Source organism: Flavobacterium sp. CECT 9288, assembly GCF_918731615.1.
Classification (GTDB): domain Bacteria; phylum Bacteroidota; class Bacteroidia; order Flavobacteriales; family Flavobacteriaceae; genus Flavobacterium.
In genome coordinates, this window is the sequence record NZ_OU957226.1 from 2,492,131 (window position 1) to 2,512,056 (window position 19,926).

Annotated in this window: 14 protein-coding genes; 1 reads left to right on the plus strand and 13 read right to left on the minus strand. The window is 31.0% G+C overall.

Translation table 11 applies throughout. The annotated features are described in order from the left end of the window. Positions 1 to 39: 39 nt before the first annotated feature. The 8 genes from LQ189_RS11010 to LQ189_RS11045 all read right to left on the minus strand — a co-directional run bounded on the left by LQ189_RS11010 (position 40) and on the right by LQ189_RS11045 (position 7,986). A complete protein-coding gene (locus LQ189_RS11010; RefSeq protein WP_230156854.1) occupies positions 40 to 1,104 on the minus strand; it encodes a hypothetical protein in 1,065 nt (354 codons plus the stop codon). A gap of 52 nt (positions 1,105 to 1,156) precedes the next feature. After that, positions 1,157 to 1,477, minus strand: a complete 321-nt coding sequence (locus LQ189_RS11015) for a hypothetical protein (protein ID WP_230156856.1) — start codon at positions 1,475 to 1,477, stop codon at positions 1,157 to 1,159. 553 nt (positions 1,478 to 2,030) lie between these two features. After that, entirely contained in the window at positions 2,031 to 2,912 is an 882-nt protein-coding gene (locus LQ189_RS11020) for a hypothetical protein (protein WP_230156858.1), read from the minus strand. 48 nt (positions 2,913 to 2,960) lie between these two features. Continuing rightward, on the minus strand, positions 2,961 to 3,305 hold the full coding sequence (locus tag LQ189_RS11025) for a DUF3127 domain-containing protein (protein WP_230156860.1): 345 nt from the start codon (positions 3,303 to 3,305) through the stop codon (positions 2,961 to 2,963). Positions 3,306 to 3,365: 60 nt separating this feature from the next. Next, entirely contained in the window at positions 3,366 to 4,715 is a 1,350-nt protein-coding gene (locus LQ189_RS11030; protein WP_230156862.1) for an ATP-dependent RecD-like DNA helicase, read from the minus strand. 111 nt (positions 4,716 to 4,826) lie between these two features. Beyond that, a complete protein-coding gene (locus tag LQ189_RS11035) occupies positions 4,827 to 5,273 on the minus strand; it encodes a hypothetical protein (RefSeq protein ID WP_230156864.1) in 447 nt (148 codons plus the stop codon). A gap of 554 nt (positions 5,274 to 5,827) precedes the next feature. Then, a complete protein-coding gene (locus LQ189_RS11040) occupies positions 5,828 to 6,625 on the minus strand; it encodes a hypothetical protein (RefSeq protein WP_230156866.1) in 798 nt (265 codons plus the stop codon). A gap of 2 nt (positions 6,626 to 6,627) precedes the next feature. Further along, positions 6,628 to 7,986, minus strand: coding sequence for a reverse transcriptase family protein (locus tag LQ189_RS11045; RefSeq protein ID WP_230156868.1), 1,359 nt, complete (start codon positions 7,984 to 7,986; stop codon positions 6,628 to 6,630). Positions 7,987 to 8,381: 395 nt separating this feature from the next. Here LQ189_RS11045 and LQ189_RS11050 point away from each other — a divergent pair, with 395 nt between their 5' ends. Continuing rightward, positions 8,382 to 9,392: a YafY family protein gene (locus LQ189_RS11050; RefSeq protein ID WP_230156869.1), complete on the plus strand. Its 1,011-nt coding sequence runs from the start codon at positions 8,382 to 8,384 to the stop codon at positions 9,390 to 9,392. 115 nt (positions 9,393 to 9,507) lie between these two features. On the opposite strand, the gene LQ189_RS11055 is transcribed toward LQ189_RS11050, so the two are convergent. From LQ189_RS11055 to LQ189_RS11075, 5 genes are all read right to left on the minus strand, one after another. Further along, positions 9,508 to 12,693 carry a hypothetical protein gene (locus LQ189_RS11055; RefSeq protein ID WP_230156876.1) on the minus strand — a complete coding sequence of 1,062 codons (3,186 nt, stop codon included), beginning with the start codon at positions 12,691 to 12,693 and terminating at the stop codon, positions 9,508 to 9,510. A gap of 61 nt (positions 12,694 to 12,754) precedes the next feature. Then, the gene (locus LQ189_RS11060; RefSeq protein WP_230156878.1) at positions 12,755 to 15,733 is read right to left on the minus strand and encodes a type I restriction endonuclease subunit R; all 2,979 of its coding nucleotides are present in this window, start codon (positions 15,731 to 15,733) and stop codon (positions 12,755 to 12,757) included. 2 nt (positions 15,734 to 15,735) lie between these two features. Then, complete coding sequence (locus LQ189_RS11065) at positions 15,736 to 17,079, minus strand: restriction endonuclease subunit S (protein ID WP_230156880.1); 1,344 nt, start codon at positions 17,077 to 17,079, stop codon at positions 15,736 to 15,738. Further along, a complete protein-coding gene (locus LQ189_RS11070; protein ID WP_230156882.1) occupies positions 17,079 to 18,818 on the minus strand; it encodes a class I SAM-dependent DNA methyltransferase in 1,740 nt (579 codons plus the stop codon). The genes LQ189_RS11065 and LQ189_RS11070 overlap by 1 nt, the downstream gene beginning before the upstream one ends. Positions 18,819 to 18,883: 65 nt before the next feature. Continuing rightward, positions 18,884 to 19,924 (minus strand): hypothetical protein, encoded by a 1,041-nt coding sequence (locus LQ189_RS11075; RefSeq protein WP_230156883.1) that lies wholly within the window; start codon positions 19,922 to 19,924, stop codon positions 18,884 to 18,886. Between the last annotated feature and the right edge of the window lie 2 nt (positions 19,925 to 19,926).

Genomic DNA, 19,926 nt, shown 5'->3' on the forward strand with positions numbered 1-19,926 from the left:
CGAACATAAGAGAACTGTATGCAGCTAAATGAGATAAACTTAGATAATCCCTCGTAATTGTAAATGATACTTTAAGGATGAAGTTTCTTCGTAACCATCATCAAAAGGTATTTGATTTTCTTGTTCTTCTGGAGATAGTGTATTGTATTTATTCAATTTTTCGTAATAATACTTTTCAAGTAATTCTTGTAAATTGATACAGTTTTTTAATATATCTATTTTGAAGTAAACAGTATAGTCTTGATGTAAAACACATTTGCCGGTTTTCAAACTTTCCTCAGATACAACGTTACCAAACAACAATATCAAAAGATTATATAAATGTTCCTGTTTTACTAACCATTTTAATAGATCTATTTCGTCAATAAGAGAAATAGATTTAAATTCATCAATCGCTATTTTAGCTTCATTTTCAATCATTAAGAATTTATAAATTTGATTGATATGCTCATAAAGCCAATAAAATGAATAATGATATTTGTAAAAATTATTTATCCTGTTCATAGAAATATATAATTCTTCATATCGCTTAATCCAAGTGAATATTTCATCTTTTGAAATTTCACAATCATTAAATAATTGTATTTCATTTAGAGCTGTAATCGATTTGTTTTTTAAATCGTCATATGAAGCTGATGGGACAAAAGTTACTTTTTCATCATCATAAATAGTAAAACTTAATTGTCTCTTATTTTCATCTATAACTCTTTTATCTGTGTAAAAATCAGAACAGTTGTATATGTCTTTTAAAGATCCATCCTCGTTTTCTTCTATTATAAATGTGATATAACGACCTGATTTATTGCCAACAAATGCAATCCCTTTTTTATTTATATTGATACATTCATCAGAATTATATTTACCCTCATAAGCAATTAGCTTATTATCCTTCTTTTGGAATTCCTTGAAGACTTCTTGTAATTTTTGAAGGAAAATAGTTTTGGTAGTATCTTGATAAGTAATCTTGTCCTCTAAAATTAACTCTATGGCTTTGCAATTCATTTCTGAAATAGCATCAATAAGACTTGCTGGAGCATTATTTACCATGGCATCTTCGCTTACTTCTGCAAGCTTTTGAATTAATCTTAGTTGTTCGGGTTTCATTGATGTTCAAAATTTAGAATTCCTTAGTCTTGAGTTATTGTTATTACTTGTTTTAATCAACAAACATAGTTACCCGAAAGTCTAGCGCTTTTTCCTTGCAATTAGGACAATAATTATTGGCCATGTTTAATTTTAAATCAAAGTTATTGATAGTATTGTAATCGAGATTATCTCCTTTTAAAACATCATCTGTATAAAATAGATATTTTTCTGAATTTTTGCTTGCTAAATAATTTACATTTTCAAACGCTAAGGTTTCCTTATTAATTGCTGGAACTGGACAATTGGTTAGATAATTAAATCTGCCACCCCCAAATCTAAACTCATTAGAAAAACCACATGACTGGCATTTTGATTTTATTATATTTCCCATTTGATTTTAATATTTGAAATTATACATTAGTTGTTATTTTGTTCTAATATTCAGCCCCTAAATCAGTAGATAGGCTAATATTCTACAGATTTAATCAGTTATCATTCGGATACATTATTTAGCTCTAATCGAAGTGAAATTTAAGCTATTTACCCAAAAACTAAAGGTAAAATCATAGTTTATGAACACAACTTAAATGATAAGAATAACCAAAAGTATAGCAATCATTATAATTAAATATTATTGGCTATTCCACTTTTACTTCTAAACGATCTGGAATTTTTTTATTTATTTGTTTTGTAATTTATTTGATATACTTTACTATCTTGGATTAGATGTATGTTCACACTAGAAAAAATATCTTTAACCTTTAACTTTCGCTAGGAATTACAAATATTTTCCTCTGTCATCCCTTTTTATCTCCAATTTAGATGTCTTAATATTATGTATTTTGCATAGTTGCCCATTGTATATTAAGATTTGGAAAAATTGTAATAAATACAAATTAATGTAATCATTTTCGATAACCATTTAGTTGAAAACGCAGTATGTACTATCCAAAAAAATGTGTGTATTCAAACGAATATTTTTCTGTACTAAAATACAATTGAGCATCATTTATCTGAATTTTTTCTTCCAAAATAATTTCTAATCTTTGCGTTATATCCTGTTTAATTTTATTGAGGTGCCTTTCATAGAAATCGGGCTGAGATACTAATTTTTCAGGGAAATCGATTGGATCTTCTGCTGAATAACAATATTTGTAATTATCATTCATTCCTGTTAAAAATATTGAAATAGAATCTTCTTTCATAGAAAATCCAATATGATATTTAGGGAATATAAAATTTCCATAATCTAAAACATCCCCTTTGATAATATAGTCAATTGAACAAATTTTATTGCTTTTAAGTATTTGATAGACCAACTTTTCATCGCTAATTTCATCAATTCTAATTTCTTTAAATCTATTAAGATGTGCTATAGATTTCAATGATAATATTGGACTGTATTCCAGATTGAGTTTTTCCAAATTTTTGAATGCATAAAGCATATCAATATTTTCAATTTCATTGCAACTTGCGTCAATAATTCTGAGATTTTCAAGATTTGCTAAAGCGCTAAGGTTTTTAAGTTTTTGATTGCCAAATTTAATTTCTTCCAAGTTTACACAATATTTCAAGAAAGACAGATCTAGGATATGCTCTGAGTAATTCAAATATAGAAATGTTATTTTCTCAAAATGAGAAGAAAGCAAATTGTCTTTGTATTTAATTTGGCCACCCATTTCTTTCTGCAATTTTTTCATCGTCACATTCTGGAAAGGATCTTCATTAGTAACTAAACTATGTATTTTACTTATATCTTCTTTGGTTAATCCATTTTCTATCCAATAAAGATGATTTTGAATGATGTCTTTTGTGTTTGAATCCATGTTGTATTTTTATTTAGGAATTTAATAACTAATTTAGACTCACATTCCTTAAAAAGGCAAATCCTCATCGTCTTCTATTAGATCCACTGTGTTTTCAAAGCTGCTATTGGGTGTAATTGTCAATGGATTATTTACAACTTCTATTTTAAAAGCTTTTACATCGGTATACCATTTACCATTGTACTCTCTGCTTTCTAACTCGTATGATATGGTTAGAGAATTACCAATTTGAAGTTGGTTTTCAATTATCTTATCTCCCCAAATACTTACGCATATTTTTTTGGAATATTGACTGTCAGTTTCAACAATGACGTCTTGTTTTTTCCATTGCCCGTTTTTTCCTAATCCAGTTTGTATTGGAAGTAATTGGATAAGTTTTGCTGTTATGATCATAATTTTTATTTTGCAGTGATTGTAGTTAAAATGATTTTCTTTTTATTCAACATTCATGAATCAATATAGTATTAGACTCGATTTTGCTCTAGTGACAGCGGTATATTGGTATTTTAATGAAGGAATAAAAAATGAGTTCAAAAATACCTTATCCCATTCGCCACCTTGTGCTTTGTTACAGGTAATGGAATGGCCATAGGTTGCTCGAATGGCACCAATATAACGATCATCAGCAGCATTTCCACTTTCGCGATATACTTTGTTTTTTGTAAATCGTTCGTGTCGTAATCTGTTTTCTTGTTCTAATTTTAATCCTTCGGGATTTAGAATACTTTCCAATAATATATAGTCTTCAATAATTTCGTCTATTCCCTGAATGGACTTTGATAGCAGTTTTACTGGAACGAAATGCAAACCAGCCACTTGTTCTGTATCATTTGTTTTTACTTCTACGACTGTAACATGATCACCACTGTATAATTGAAAGTCATTTCTTCTCCAGGTGCTAGTTACTATTAAAAGATCACTTGTTTCTAAGGTATTGATTCTACTGCCAAACAATTTTTCACGGACCACATTATTGAACATTTTATTCATTTTATGGGTTGCTCCAATTGAAACTATGCTTTCAAAACCATTATTTAGATATTCTTTTACATACGCTGATGATGCTTGTGAAATAGTTTGTTGTTCTACTCCTTGTAGCTTAACCTTCTTAATGTTAGCATCAATCCCTTCTCTAATAGAAACTGCATTTTTGAGAATATAGCTTCCGTCTTCTTGACGTTTTTCTTCTGTAAGCAAATGGGCAGTTCCATTTAATTGAAATTTTGCTTTAAGGTACTCCAAACAAAGGGCTTTTGAGTCTGTTTCATTAACTGGAGGCAATTGGTTTTTATCGCCAAGGAAAACAATCTTGTTTTCAGGATTTCCATTTTTAATAAAAATTATTAAATCACTTAGCAATGAGTTTTTAGATGTGAACATACTTCCTTCTGTTCTGTTTACAGTTGATGACACCATCGAAGCTTCATCAATGATGTATATTGTGGTCTCTTTAATGGTATTTTCTTTTAATTCAAATATTACTTCACCCGTTTCAGGATTTGGCTTAGTACTGTAAATTAAAGAATGAATGGTGCTGTTTACAGTTTTAGATTTACGACCCAGAATTCGAGCTGCTCTGCCCGTTGGAGCTGCAATTTTGTAATTAATAGCTTTGGAGTTCAAATACCCGATTAGTGCCGTAGTAATAGATGTTTTTCCTGTTCCAGCTGCACCACATAATATGTAAAAATCATTCTTATTACTTTCTGCAATAAAATTACTCATTCCTAGTAAAGCAGATCTTTGTTGTGCTGTTGGGCAATCAAATTGTAAATGGTCTAAAATTGTAAGTGCATTTTCCATAGTATGTTGGCTTTAGTATTTCAACACCACAAAGGAAATGAGGAAGTGTGCAGGTTTAGTGCAGGGCTAATTTTTTTATTCTTTTAATTGATTATGCAAAATGTTTTATCCTTATTCATCTTGTAATTGAATCAATTGATTATTAACTTCAATTAAAATTCTTTCTATTTCTATAATTTTAGAGTTTACTTCTTGAGTATTTGACGACTTTTGAATTAGTTCAAGAAGTTTTTCTACCAAATCCATTTTATCATAATTCATTTTTTCTTCTAAAGATTTTAATTCAATGTACTTAATACATTTATCTTCTGAATTTGAAATGAAATTTATATTACGAAAAGTTGTCCCAAGCCAATTTCCAACGCCATCTTCATCTACTATAACTGCAAATTTTGAAATATTTTGTTGTAAATCAGCAAAATGAATATTGTTTTGATTTACAAAATGCTCGTTTGCAAAATAAGTTACACCTCCGTTATTTGTAGCGAGGAAGTTTCCTGTCGGAATGAAATTACCATTTACTAAGCTTACCAGATATTTATTATTTATATCTTCCATTTTATAAAAGTCTTAAAGTTAGTTTATGTTGTTTTGAATAGTGGTCGAAACTTAAAGTAGATTTCCTAAACATTAAAATATTTTATTAGAGGTTTTTTGTCTTATATCTGATTTAAGATCGCTATATCAAGTTAAATTGTTGATTTGAGTTGAGAATATTTGATATTGGCTACAAGTTTTCTTTGATTTTTATACCAAAATAATAAACTAGACAATTCACATAATAGAATGTTACTTGTTTTAAAAAATCATTTAGGCTTTTAATCTCGTTTTCTAAATTTTTTATTAACTTACAAAGATTTAACCCTTCGTTTTTAATGATTCTAAAATTTTCTATCAGATAACCAATAAAATCTTCTGAATAATACGTTTTATTAAAAACCTTGATTTTAGTAAAAATGGTGATATCACCGATATTTTTCACTTACTCTCCTAAACTTTTAATCTACTAGGTTAACAAAAAGTTTTAACAGATTTTCTATTTCAAGAATTTTTTTATCGCATGTTGGAATTAGTATTTCAACACCACAAAGGAAATAAGGAAGTGTGCAAACTTAATCCATAGAAATTAAATTTTTATTAGTTGCCGAAACAAAGTCCTCTAAAAAACCAAGAAATTTAAAATAATATTTATTGTGTTTAGGAATAATTTCATCGAATATTTTCTGTTGAAATTCAGATTTTTCACCCCCTCTATGATTCAAATTTCTAACTTGATATAGCTCATTAGCAATTTGATAAATATGTTCAAATTTAGTAGTGTTAAATTCTATTTGACTATTAAAATAAAAGTAATAGAGGATTGATCTCAGTTTATTCAAAAAGTACCAAGTTTGAGAATGAATGTTAAATGGTTCATCTAGCTTGTACTTTTGAAAAATAAATCTACCTAATGTTATTCCATATGTAGACCGAGTAAACTTTTTTAAATCTTTATTGTATGTTGAAATTAAATATTGATTGTTATTATCTTTAATTTTTTCTAAAATCCGATACGAATTAAAAGTATAGATAACAATATTTTCAATCTGTTGGAACATCGCTAAACAAAAATCTTCAAAATTATCATCCCTTCGAAAATGTTCCATTCTTATAAAATCTTCAATTAATTTTGGCTTAATTTCATCAAGTTTAAAATCTTCATAAAATTTAATAGCCTGTTTTTCAATGATTTCCTTTATGCAATATTCATAAATTCTATTGAGAGATTCATCAGGGTTATGCTTATTTAATGAAACTATTGAATATTTTTTTTGGATTTCATCCTTAAACCACAAATTCTCCTCCTCTTTGCATATTTCATCAATGAGAACGAGAAGCTTTTCTAAACTTTCTTTGCTGTATTTTGGCATAGTTACGATTTATAATTTTTCATAGCTCCTTCTAATCCAATTTCTAAAATTAAATCAACTATGTTTTTACCTATGTTCTCTTTTGTGTCCTTAACTTCTAATAATTTATTAGGTACTAATGATTTTGAAGGAGTTGTGTTTAGAACTAAAACGTCAAATCGATTTTTCATCTTCAGGTACGTTTCATCCTTTTCTCCCTTCACCATCTTTAAATACAATAGCTTTCCATCAAGAACCATGGCCATATTAGGTTGCCCTTTTTTAACATTCCCTTTTTCCCTGCAATATTTCTGAAGGAAGAAAGAATAAGATTTATCATAGCCATACGTTTCCCAATAGTATAACCATAGACGCAATTGTTTGATGTAACGGCGGGTCACATTTACTTTTTCATTTACCACTAGACCAGTTACTTCCTGGCGAAATCCTTCTTGTTGTAAACGTACTTTACTTTCCTTTACATGAAAATTTTGGTTGGCAATAATCTTTCTTACTTCTTTGTCAAACGTACTTCCGGAAACAAATATCTTTTCAAATTTGTTAGGAGATACCTCATAGCTGTTGTGTTTACTGCTAAATGTTATATCATCTGCATATCTTGTATAATTCAAACCAAAACGTTTGGCCACACCTGATAATTGTTTATCCATTCTTTCACAAATTGTGTTTGTCAAAGTCGGTGATGTAGGCGCTCCCTGTGGTAAAACAGCAGTTGTTATTTTAACCCAATTGTTATCTATAAAACGTTCAACCTCCATTGGGGTACAGGATAATCCTGCAATCATATTTGCAATCTTTTTCCTTTCATCTGAAGTATTTAAATTAAAAGGAGCTACCAATAATCTACCCCAAACACGTGCTTTATCAACACTTGGGAAAAAGTCTTTTAGGTCTAAATTATAAACATAAATCTGACCAACATGCACCTTCGCGTTATCAACTATTGATTTACCCAAGACAAAGCCTGTAGCAGCAATGTGAGGCTCATGTATTGCTTGCAATATTATATTCAGAGCTTTTTGCAACTCTTTCAATCCTTTCACTGGTGCATAGATAGTTCTATCACTCCCAGACTTCTTTTTTATGGTAAAAGAAGTATAAGATGGTTTTCTCACACTAGCTTTAAAACTCGTTTCTTCTTTAAGCAAAACAGTTGATATATTTTTTTCTGACTTTACAGATTTGTTCTTTATTGAATCCTTACTTATGTAGTAATTCAACTGCTTTTCTTCAAAAGGAATCGTTTTATCTCCATACATTAATTTCTTCGCTTCATTCAATAAAGCGAGAAAATCATTCTTACTATCCATTTTTTTAAAAGCTTCTTGAATAGTCTTACTTTGCTCTAGAGTAATTTTCATTTGATTTTTTTGTAAGTCTTTTCAAAACCGTAGTTGTTATTCTTTCTCTATGTATCCAAAGATCATAAATTAAAATCTAAAATAATTAAAGAAATAATTTATCAAAAAAGGTGAGGGTTTTGAAACAACATTGTATCAATGTTCCTAAAATCACATCACTAACATTCAGTTCCAGATTACTCTGAAACTACCAGCCAATTTAAAATATTAAAAATAATATTTCCAGCAGGCAAGCCTATCTTGCGATAGACATTTCAATATTTCACTACGGTTTTTCAAAGAACTTTTGTTTGACTCTGCAAACGTATAATTCAAGAGTGCGTTTTTGCTGCACACATAAATTTATTTTATACCTTGCGTATTCTTAACTTGGTAAATATAAATAAAAACCCACAATGGCCATCACTAAAAACCCTTTAATTCGTTACAAAATTTTAGATAAGTGTTTTCGAAATCCATATAAAAATTATTATTTCGACACATTATTAGAAACAGTAAACGAAGCTCTTTTTGAAATTACTGGTGTTGAAGAACATATAAAGACACGTCAGCTGAGGGATGATATTGCTTTCATGAGAAGTCCTGAGGGATGGAACATCGAATTAGCGGAACTATTTGAAGGAAAAAAGAAAATTTATCGATATGAAGATTTGAACTTTTCGATTAACAATGCGCCATTAAATGATGTTGAGATGGACCAGTTCCAATCGGCAATACAAGTTTTAGCACAATTTGAAGGTATGCCACAATTTGAAGGCATTCAAGCTATAATAGCCAAATTAAAAACAGATTTAAAAATAACTAACCACGAAAAACCCTTCATCGGTTTTGATAGCTCGCAAGATTTAAAAGGTATCGAGCACTTCAGTTCACTATATAATGCAGTACAAAATAAAACACCTCTACAGATCACTTATAAGGATTTTAAAACTGAAGATCCCTATACCTATATTTTTCATCCTTATTATCTAAAAGAATACAATCATCGATGGTTTTTGTTTGGGCTGCATGTAGAAAGTTGGAAATCAGACTGGAATGTTGCTATTGACAGGATTGTAGCAATTGCACCATTTAACGTTCCCTTTATTCACAATGATACTATTGATTGGCAAGAGTATTTTTCGGATATGATAGGAGTTAGCAAAGCAGAAGGTGCCGTTTTAGAAAACGTTGTTTTGCATTTCAATCAATTGACCGGAAAATATATGGAGAACAAATCTATTCACGAAACACAAAAGCATAAATGGATTAATACTGACACTTTGGAACTTAAAATTAATGTCATACTCAATTACGAATTAGAACGCTTAATTCTAAGTTATGGTGATAGTGTTAGGGTTGTAGAACCTCAACAATTGAAGGAACGGATAAAAAATAGACTTTTGAATGGGATGAATCAATATTAAGCTATATCTGCATTGATACAAATCATTTTTGAATTTGAGCCTAATGTTATTTTTTCTGAAAAAAAGTTCCCGACTAATCCTGTTGCTTATTTAAAGAGGATTGGGTCAGCTGTTATTATAGATCAATTTTAGGAAAAACTTTATTGTGAAATATCTGAACTGCTCTTTTTCTAACAAAATTAAAATCATCATTATTATTTAAATCAAAATGTTTGTCACAATTTAAGCATACAAATACCTTATCAGTTCCTAATGCCTTTTTCTCAAATGGTTCCGCTATGAGTTGATTATCTTTTTCTTTATTGTTAAAATCAGGAATTGAAAAACCACTGGAAAATAGACCCTGTATTTGCTTACGATACACTTCATAAGTTATGTTGCCTCTAGCCCATATAAACCACCATTTACCATCGTTTTTTCTTTCACCGTATTTTATAATATTTGGATGGTTGTCTTTTTGATTAATAAACCAATCTAATTGCTCTTTGTATAATTCATTAGTAGCTATGGACTCTATCATTTCATTTCCACAATCACTACAGCAAACAATCCCTCTGTCACGATGGCCTTCTAAATGACATTTATATTCTTGTCCGAAATTTTCCAAATAACCAGCACGAGCTTTTAATTTTTGAGAGCTACAACAAGCATTACAGTTTTTGCAAATGTACCAACCGCATTCATCATCAAAACCATGCGTTTTGCATTTAACACTATCTCTGCTATCTATAATATCTTCACATTGACCATTTAAGCAATGGGATAGGTAAATGTCATTTGCGTATTCTTGGCAATCTTTGTTCTCACAAGAAAACATACTAACACCGTAAAAAGCATATTTAGATTTACCTTTAGGTTTTAAAATAGAATTACATTTTCTGCAAGATAAATGTTCTAAAAATCGATTGACACGATTGATTACATTTAATAAAATTTCGTATTGAACTTCTTCGTACGGAATTTTTAAAACATTCAAAATGTCTTCTAAAGTATAATTTTGCCAATCTGTTGGCGTATGAGCTTTTCTGCATACCTCATAGCATTGAGTATTCTCACACCACCAAAATTCAAAGCCTGATTTTTTACACAATATCGGCTCGAGTGTTTCTGTTTTTAAAGCTTTTCTACCATCACAAAATGTTGAAAACCTTGGTTTGAAATGTTCCTTCTTCGTTTTTTGATAATGCATTTTTGAAGTACCATCCGCTAATTGATATATACCATTTTCCTCAATTACAGTTTTGCCAGAACATTTCTCAAAGAAACCATCAATCACCAATAAATCTTTTGGATTTCTAATTTGATTTGCTACTAAATCAAATATAGTAGTCCTACTTGTAGAAATCTTATTTTTTAGATCATTTGCTACCTTTAAAATCACGCTCAATGTAAAATCCAATCCTACGCCATCAATTTCTTTGGCGTATTCACTTGTTTGGAAATCTATGGTTGTGATTTTATTCAAATCATCCAAACCAATATTAATTTTATTTTCAGCTATTAGTTTAATAATTTTTTTGAAAAAAAGTTTTTGACTTTTAGCTGACAATAAACCGGTATAAATAACAACCGTACTATAATCTATATCATCTACATAGTTTAAAACAAATAGCTGTAACTTATAAAAATCGGATGCTTTATTAAAGGCTGAATTAATGTACTCTGATTTATATTTTTGAGGAATATTTTCAATAAAAAATACTACCGTTTTAAAATCGTCTTCTTTATTAATTAAACCATTTTTATAGTATGTCTTTGCTAATATGTTTATTAAATCATCTTCTTTTATTCGGTTGATATATTCTTCATATTCGCTATGTTTTTCTTTTTCAGTGACATGAAAGTATGCTTGAGTTTTTCTTTCGAAATACTTCCTTTTTAGGATCATCAGTTTGTTGAAAACTTGATCGAATGGAAATTCAAAAATGAAATTGTCTTCCCAAAGCCTTAAATGTTGTTCTTGGGGGATAAATTTATAATCTATTGGTAAATTAAATTCTTTATAGATTTTAATAACTGAAACTAAAAAATCATATTTGCTATTCTCATTTAAAGCGCAAATTTCCAAAAAGAGTTGGTCTAAAATTTCTTTCTTTTGTTCAATACTAAATCGAACTAACAATTTGGTTGCATTATGTAAATCCCGTTTTAAATACTCACGAAGTTCTTTCTCAATTAATTCATAAGCAATCTCTAGTTTTTCTACTTTTACCCAAAGATTAAAGATTATTGTTGGGTTTAATTTTTGGCTTATATACTTAAAATTAACAGGTATATTAAATGTTTGGTATATAACCAAAAGTGAACTTAAATAATGGACCTTATAGTCTTCATATTTGTCAATAGCATCTTCTAAAACTAAATCTAAAACTTCTTTTTTTTGTTCATTACTAAGACGAGAAAGGAATCTAATTGTATTCTCAATTATCGAAATATGTGTGAAGTTTTTAACCAGCGCTAATGTTTGATGAGTTATATTTTCTTTATTTAAATTTTGTTTTACGTAACTAGTAAGATTTTCTTTAAGCTGATTAAATTCGATTTCAATATCGTTATTATCTTTCCATAACTCGAATAATTGATCTGGCTTTAATTCCAATAAAAAGCTATTAAAATAAGTCAAGTCAATTCGACAAGCTTTTATGAATGAAGGAATGTGTTGTAGCTTATCTATTCTGATGTCTTGTAATCGTATTTTATCCTCTAAAAAAACCTTAATTGCTGTTCTATCATCATCAGTCAACTTCACCGACAATTTTGAGATTTGGTCAATTACAATATCAATTTTTTTACTCAACAAACTTTGAAAATAATTCAAAAGGTAAAAAACCAGATAGTTTATGTCTTTTTCATGAGCAATGTCATTTACCGCAATAGCTCTAATATTTGATTTTTTTGTATCAACTTCTTTTTTGTTCAAGGTTACTACTACTTCATCACCAGGCTTTAAATATTCAGGATTATTATACAGGTAGGACTTGCCAGAAAAATGTATGTCGGGCATACCTTTCAATTCTAAAAATCCATATTCTCCTTTAGTCTGTTGATTATAATACCACTTTACTGTTGCAATAAAGCGATAGTTTTCATTATCCACATAGGCAAGTATCGAGTCTTCTTGTTGCTTACGTAATATCCTTTTTTTTACGATATCGTTACTATGGATTGCTACTATTTTATTGTACGTTTCTTCCGGAACTTGCTGATCTATATTAAAAAAAGTGTAGTTTACATGTTTAAAGTATAGCTTTAATATTTCCAGTTTAATATTTAATTCAATAAGTATTTCACTAATTCTCATAGTTGACTTTTATTTTTTTTCTAAGAACGGCAATAGTTTTATTTTAGTAATTAAGTACTTTTTAAATCCCCCTTACCTTACTATTATACAAATCATTGAACCACATTTTTTTGAACATAAGATTCACGCGATCTTCCGATAGTTTATTGTAGAGTTCTAGCTTAGTGTTAATGAAATTCAGTAATTCATTATCGATTTCTTCGCTGAATTTATCCTGAATATTGTCTCTTGAATTATTTTTATTGAAAAATCCCATCAACTCTTGATTGGAGTAAATTTTATCCTTCATCTTTTTAAATTCTACTTTGTCTTCCTCTGATAAATCAATACCAAAAGTATCGTTGAGCACTTTTATGATATTCGTTAACAAATCTAGTTCATCGTCATCTTTTCCTGCTGCTCCTCCAGGAGTCATACCATACATTTCTCCATTTTCGGAAACTAATGCTAAGTCAGTAGTATATTGATGTTGAATTTTATAACTATCCAATTCAACTTCGCCTAAAACGTCTAATGGAAGATTTGCTTTTATGTAGGGTAACATTTTTACCAATGCTGTCAAGAAAACATAATATTTCTCTAGCTCTACATCTGTAAAAGTGATGATTTGACTTAAAAATCGATATAATTTTAAAAAGGTTTGCGCTTCTGCTTTGAAACTTGTTTGCTCTACCTCGTCTAAAGATTCTTGAAAACGTTTGCTTACGGTTACTAAAATCGGATTGAGCTTTTCATAGTTATTTCCTTTTCTAAAAAAGATATTAGCAAAAGCTTCTACTTCGTTTTGGTAAAACACATTAAAACTATCCACTTTGGTTTGTACTGTATACAAGCTGTTGGGATCTGTTTGATTGTCTTCTGCCATAAAATTTTCTCCATAAAAATGTTGAAAATCTTGCTGTATCAATTCGGGATCATTAACAAAATCAAGCACCATAGTACTTTCTTTACCACGCATAGTTCTATTCAGTCGGCTTAACGTTTGTACTGAAGAGGCACCACCTAATTTTTTATCCACAAACATGGTGTGCAACAAGGGTTCATCAAAACCTGTTTGATACTTATTGGCAACAATTAAAAAACGGAATTGAGGTAGCTTTAAAGCCTCAGGAATCGATGTTTTTCCTGCTAGCTGGTTCATACTTGTTTCTGTATATTCCTCATTGGCTTCATGATCTTTTACTGTACCCGAAAAAGCTACCAATGCGCTATAAGGCAGCTTCATTTCTTGCATGATTTCATCAAACTTTCGCTTGAAACGCACAGCGTGCAATCGCGATTTAGTTACCACCATTGCTCTGGCCTTTCCTTGAATTTCATTTTGCGTTTTACTCACAAAATGCTCTATCATAATACGTGCTTTTCTTTCTATAGCATGATCTTGCAAGTCAGCATACGAACCTAAGAGGCGAACCGTTTTCTTTTTTTCGTATTCTTTATCATCAATATCAGATCGCTTAATGATTTTGTAATACCGTTTGAAAGACATGTAATTTTTTAAGACATCTCGAATAAAACCCTCTTTGATAGCCTGCTCCATGGTATAGTAATCAAAAGCTTTTAGATCACCATTTATTTTACGGCCAAACAATTCCTCAGTTTTTGGTTTTGGGGTTGCTGTAAATGCAAAAAACGAAATATTAGGTTGTTTCCCTTTTCGTTTGATTTCATCGGCAATAATATCGTCCAGATCTTCTGATACATCTTGGTTCTCCGCTTCTTCAAGGGATAATGATTTTTTTAAATGACGTGCTGTTTCACCAGATTGTGAACTATGTGCCTCGTCTATCAAAACCGCGTACTTGCGCTCGGGCATATTGGCAATCGTCTGGGATATCACCGGAAACTTTTGAATGGTTGTGATTATAATTCGCTTACCCTCTTCAATCGCTGCTTTAAGATCTTGCGCTGTTTTGTTCTCGTCAATATAAGCTACTAATCCTGGTGTATTGTCTAGCTGACGAATGTTATTTTGAATTTGCTTGTCTAAAGCCCTACGGTCATTCACAATTATCACCGAATCGAATAAGGCTTTATTATCAGATTCGAATTGGTAAAAACCCGCTAAGCGATAGGCTAGCCAAGTAATTGTATTTGATTTTCCAGAACCTGCTGAGTGCTGAATTAAATAATTTTTTCCAGCTCCTTCATCTGTTAAGGTTGTTAGCAAGCGTTGCACCGCTCTGCGTTGGTGAAAACGTGGAAATAATAATTTAGTTGATTTCTTTTCTTTTAATCCCTTAGCTAGCGGGTCGTATTCCTTTTCTACATCAGTTTGAATATTGATGTAGTTTTGCAATAAATCCAATAAAGAATCTTTTTTTAATACATCTTCCCATAAGTAAGAAGTTGCAAAGCCGTTGTCGTTATAGTTTTCTAAACTCTGGTTAAAAGGCAAAAAGAAGGTGCTCTTTCCTTTCAGTTCTGTGGTCATAAAAACTTTCTGAGTACCTACAGCAAAGTGCACCAAACATCGCTTGAATTCCAAAAACGGTTCTCCCTTAGGATCACGATCCTGTATGTATTGTTTGATCGCGTTATGGTGATTTTGCCCTGTCAATTCGTTTTTTAGTTCAAGAGTAACAACAGGAATTCCGTTGACAAACAAAACAAGGTCAATTGAATTATTATTCTTTTTGGAATATTTCAATTGGCGTACCACGGCCAAACGGTTTTTTTGATAATTTACTTCATGCTCCGGCGTTTTGTTATTGGCAGGTTGCCAATAAACCATATCGAATCGTTCTCCTCTAATTTTTAATTTGTTCCTAAGTAAATCAAGGGTTTTATGGGTACTTTTTTTATATTGGTACGAGATATCATGTAGAATAGTTGCATCTGTTTTGTCACCAAGTTGTTTGTTTTTGAGGCTATTATAAGGTTCTACTTGGGTTTCCTGTATAAACGAAATGACCTCAGATGGAATGAGACACAATTCTTTATCATAAACCAAAGGAGAGATTTCATGAAATCCTCCTTGCTCTACCAAGTATTTTACTATATCTTCTTCTAGATGAATTTCTCTCGTGCCTTGCGCCATAATTATGCTTTTTTAGTAGTCGATTCCCAATCACGAACATCTATTTTACCCGTTACCGCCTCTGAAATTAACGATTGACGGTAGGCTTGGAGTTTTTCAATCACCATTTTAATTTTAGATATTGATTTATCAATGAGTTCTGACTGATAATTGATGTGATCAACTATTATTGATTGTTCTTCTAATGAAGGCAATATGACAAATAAATTTTCAATTTTCGGTTTACCTAGTCCAAATCTTGTTACTCCATTTGAGTTATTTTCAAAATAAATTGAAACATTTGATGTTTGAATAAACCTGAATAAAAATTCACCGTTTAATTTACCTTCTTGAGGTTCTAAAATAGCTAAATGATAACCACAGACAGCATTTTCTAATGTTTCATCAATGTAAGTTGGTACCCCAATATCGTTTGCAGATTCAGAATCTTTAGTTATTATAACTTGCCCTTTTTTTAACTGAAATTTTTCGAATTCAGCTTCCGTACAAGTACCAGTGCTTAAGGAAGTTAGATTATTTATTTTATCATTTTTATATGCATCTGGATAATGACAGATTGAAACTTTGATTTCTTCTGTATATTCATGTCTGTCCACGCTACTGAAAGATGTAGATGCGATATGTTTTAACTTAATTGCTGCCCAATGCTCCGGAATTTCCCCCAACCATTCTACACCGCTATCTTTCATAGGGGCATTTGTGTTTAGTCCTTTAGTTACCGCTTCGTTGATAGCGGCTTGGCGTTTTTCTTTGAGCAAGGCAATTAAACGCTTTTTCTTTTCGATGGTAGCATCAATAAGATTCGTTTTGTAATCAAGGAATGCAGCGATTTGGGTTTGTTCTTTGAGAGAAGGCAAAACAATATCTAAATCTAAAAGCTTTGTTTTGGTAAGAATTGAAAGAACTACACTTGAAGAGTTTTTTTGTAACTCTTCGATTGAAAAATAAAGTAAGTATTTTAAGAATTCATCATCAATTTTTTTGAGATCTCCTTCAACTGAATGAATTTGTTGATTTGTAGTAATATCACAACCTGCAACTCCTAATTTCCCAATATCCCCAATACCACCAATAAGCACCGACCCTCTTCTAACTAATCGGGATTGAGACAATCCTCTTTCAGTTAAAAATTGTTTGGAAGTTGTTATTTTATTAAACCCATTTAAATCACTTGGTTTAACCCAAGGAACACCCTTTTCATCTGAAAAAAAGTCTTCTACAATTGTAGATGGAGTATTTCCAGTTACAACATTAACAAAATATTTTAATTTAGAAGATTTCCATTGATGTGGTATTTCACCAATAAACTTATTACCGCTATCTTTATAACTCTCGTATCCTTTCATTAGTTCAATAATTCATTTAACAAAGTGGCAATGTCGTTCTCGAGTGTTACAATTTCTTGTTTCACTTCACTGGCAGCACGTAAGCCTTTGTATTCATAAAAATACTTGGTAAAGTTGATTTCATAGCCAATGCGTGTTTTGTCAAAATCAATCCAAGCATCGGGCACATGAGGCAGTACTTCGTTTTCAAAATACTTTTCGATATCGGCTGTTAAAGGCACGTTTTCTTTGTCGCGTTTTTTACTGTCCGGCTTAGGTTTTTTGCTTTTATCCAAAACTTTTTTTCCTTTTTCGTCGTACAACGGTTGCTCTACCGTGAGTTGGTAAAAACCAAAGTCATCGTTGTTATAGATTTTACAATCCTTTGTGGTTTCAAAATTGGTATACAATTTTAAAATATCAGCAATGTGGTCTTCGGTAATTTCGTTACGCTTGTTACCCAAGCTTTTTTTGTTAGAACGGCAGTAGTCTGCAGCATTAATCAATTGCACTTTGCCTTTGCGGTGTTTTTGTTTTTTATTGGTCAAAAACCAAATATAGGTGTTGATTCCGGTGTTGTAGAACATATCCTTCGGCAAGGCCACGATACATTCTAACCAATCGTTTTCGATAATCCATTTGCGGATATCGCTTTCGCCAGAACCCGCATCACCTGTAAATAAAGGGGAACCATTTGTAACTACCCCAATGCGGCTTCCTTCACGCTCCATTTTAGAAATCATGTGCTGTAAAAACAGTAGTTGCCCATCAGACGAACGTGGTGTACCTGCATAAAAACGACCTGCTGGATTTAAGGCTTCGTTTTCAATAAAACGGTGGTCTTTTTTCCAAGTTACCCCATAAGGAGGATTGGCCATCATGTAATGAAAATACTTACCTTGAAATTGATCTTCAGAGAAAGAATTACCGTGTTTTACATTGTTCGCTTCTTCACCTGTAATCAATGCTTCGGATTTCGCAATCGCATAGGATTGCTCATTCAATTCTTGTCCGTACGTTTGAATAGTCGGTTTGTTTTTGCTGTCTTTTAGCAAAGTATCTAAAATGTAGTTTTTACCAAGGTTAACCATACCACCGGTACCACAAGCCGGATCAAAAATCGTACGAATGATACCTGTTTGAGACAACTCGTCTTTCTCTGTCGAAAACATGATGCTGTTCATCAAAGCAACCACATCACGAGGCGTAAAATGCTCTCCCGCGGTTTCATTTGATTGTTCGTTTGAGATACGAATGAGCTCTTCAAAAACATAACCCATGTCGTGATTGTCAATTTTGTCGCTGTGCATATCGATTTTGCATATGGCATCAATCATTTCATACAACAACTTGTTTTTGATTAATCGGGCAATGATTTTATCGAACTGAAAATTTTCTAAAATATCGCGTACCTCTTTGTTGAAACCATTGAGGTAATTATTGAAATTGATTTCAATATTACGAGCATCATCTTTTAAAGAATGTAAGGTATGATTAGAGACGTTATAGAACTTTAACCCTCCTGCAGCTTTGCGTAAAATAGGATCAAGTTTGTCCTCAGCTACTTTGTCTTTGAAATTATGATAGGTAGATCGAACGGTTTCGTTTAGTCCATCAAGAATACAATCTAAACGTCGGATAACGACAAAAGGTAGTACGACATCACCAATTTCATTTTTCTTAAACGCATCACGCAATACATCATCGGTGATTTGCCAAATGAAACCTACTTCTACTTTAGTGTTATTATTGTTGCTCATTACTGTTGTTTTAATTTTATGCTGCAAATATAGGGTGTTGGTGTGCGGGTTTGGTGCAGAGGAATTCAAATATCATTCAATAACCTATTGATAATTGAAAAATCATCATTACAATCACCTACAACCCTTCTATTTTCAATTGGTTGATTTCCTTGAAGCCATTGAAAAACATCGGTAGATTTTTTATTTATTCCTTTTAAAGCATTTTCCTTTATAGTAAATTCAACATCACCACCAAGCGAGTTTAAATTATTAAAAACCCGATCCAATCTAAAGTCATTGTCTTCACGAACAGTGCTATTATCGCGTGGGTTGAAAACAGAAAATCCTTTGTCGCAGGAACCATTCAAATAATTTGAAAGTATAACTCTTTTGTGTATTGTAGCAGAAAATAAAAATTCAATAATTATTGTATATGGCCTCAAGGCTTTGATTACCGTTGAAATACGTGTTTTTAAATTTTCACACCATTGTTGTGTTTTTCTATTGTCCTCTGCAATTATTAAAATATGATAGTCTACGCCTAATGAAGCTGGAAGAATTGCATCTATTAAATTAATGACATTAGGCTCTCCAATTGGTAAATTTCTCTCTTCATTTTTGAATAAATAATTATCTGATATAATTAAAGAATTAGAAGGAGGTAAATCGAAAGTAATTAAAGATTTCCATCCTAAAACACCATGATCATTACAAACAGTATTTTTAGGTAAATCTTTAAAATATGAACCTAAAAGAATTGTGTCATTAATGCCATCATTGGAATTCACAATTATACCAGTTTGTTGTTGTATTGAATTTGCAACATCGGTATCAATGTTTAAAAAAAAGACACTACGTGGTTTTTCTAATACTTCTGCTTCAGGATTTGCATATATTGTTCTAAAATAATTATCTAAAGGAATTAAATCAATCGCTCTTGCATTTGATTGTAAAAATAAAAATAAAATAGACTCCGTATTATTTAATTCTGAAATTAAATCTACTTCATTAATGTCTAGGCAAATGTCAGAATGATTATTTATTATTTTATTCCAATTGGGATAAATAGCAGGTGAAGATATCATGTTTTCAAAAATATCTTTGTCAGAGTAAATTGTAAACATAG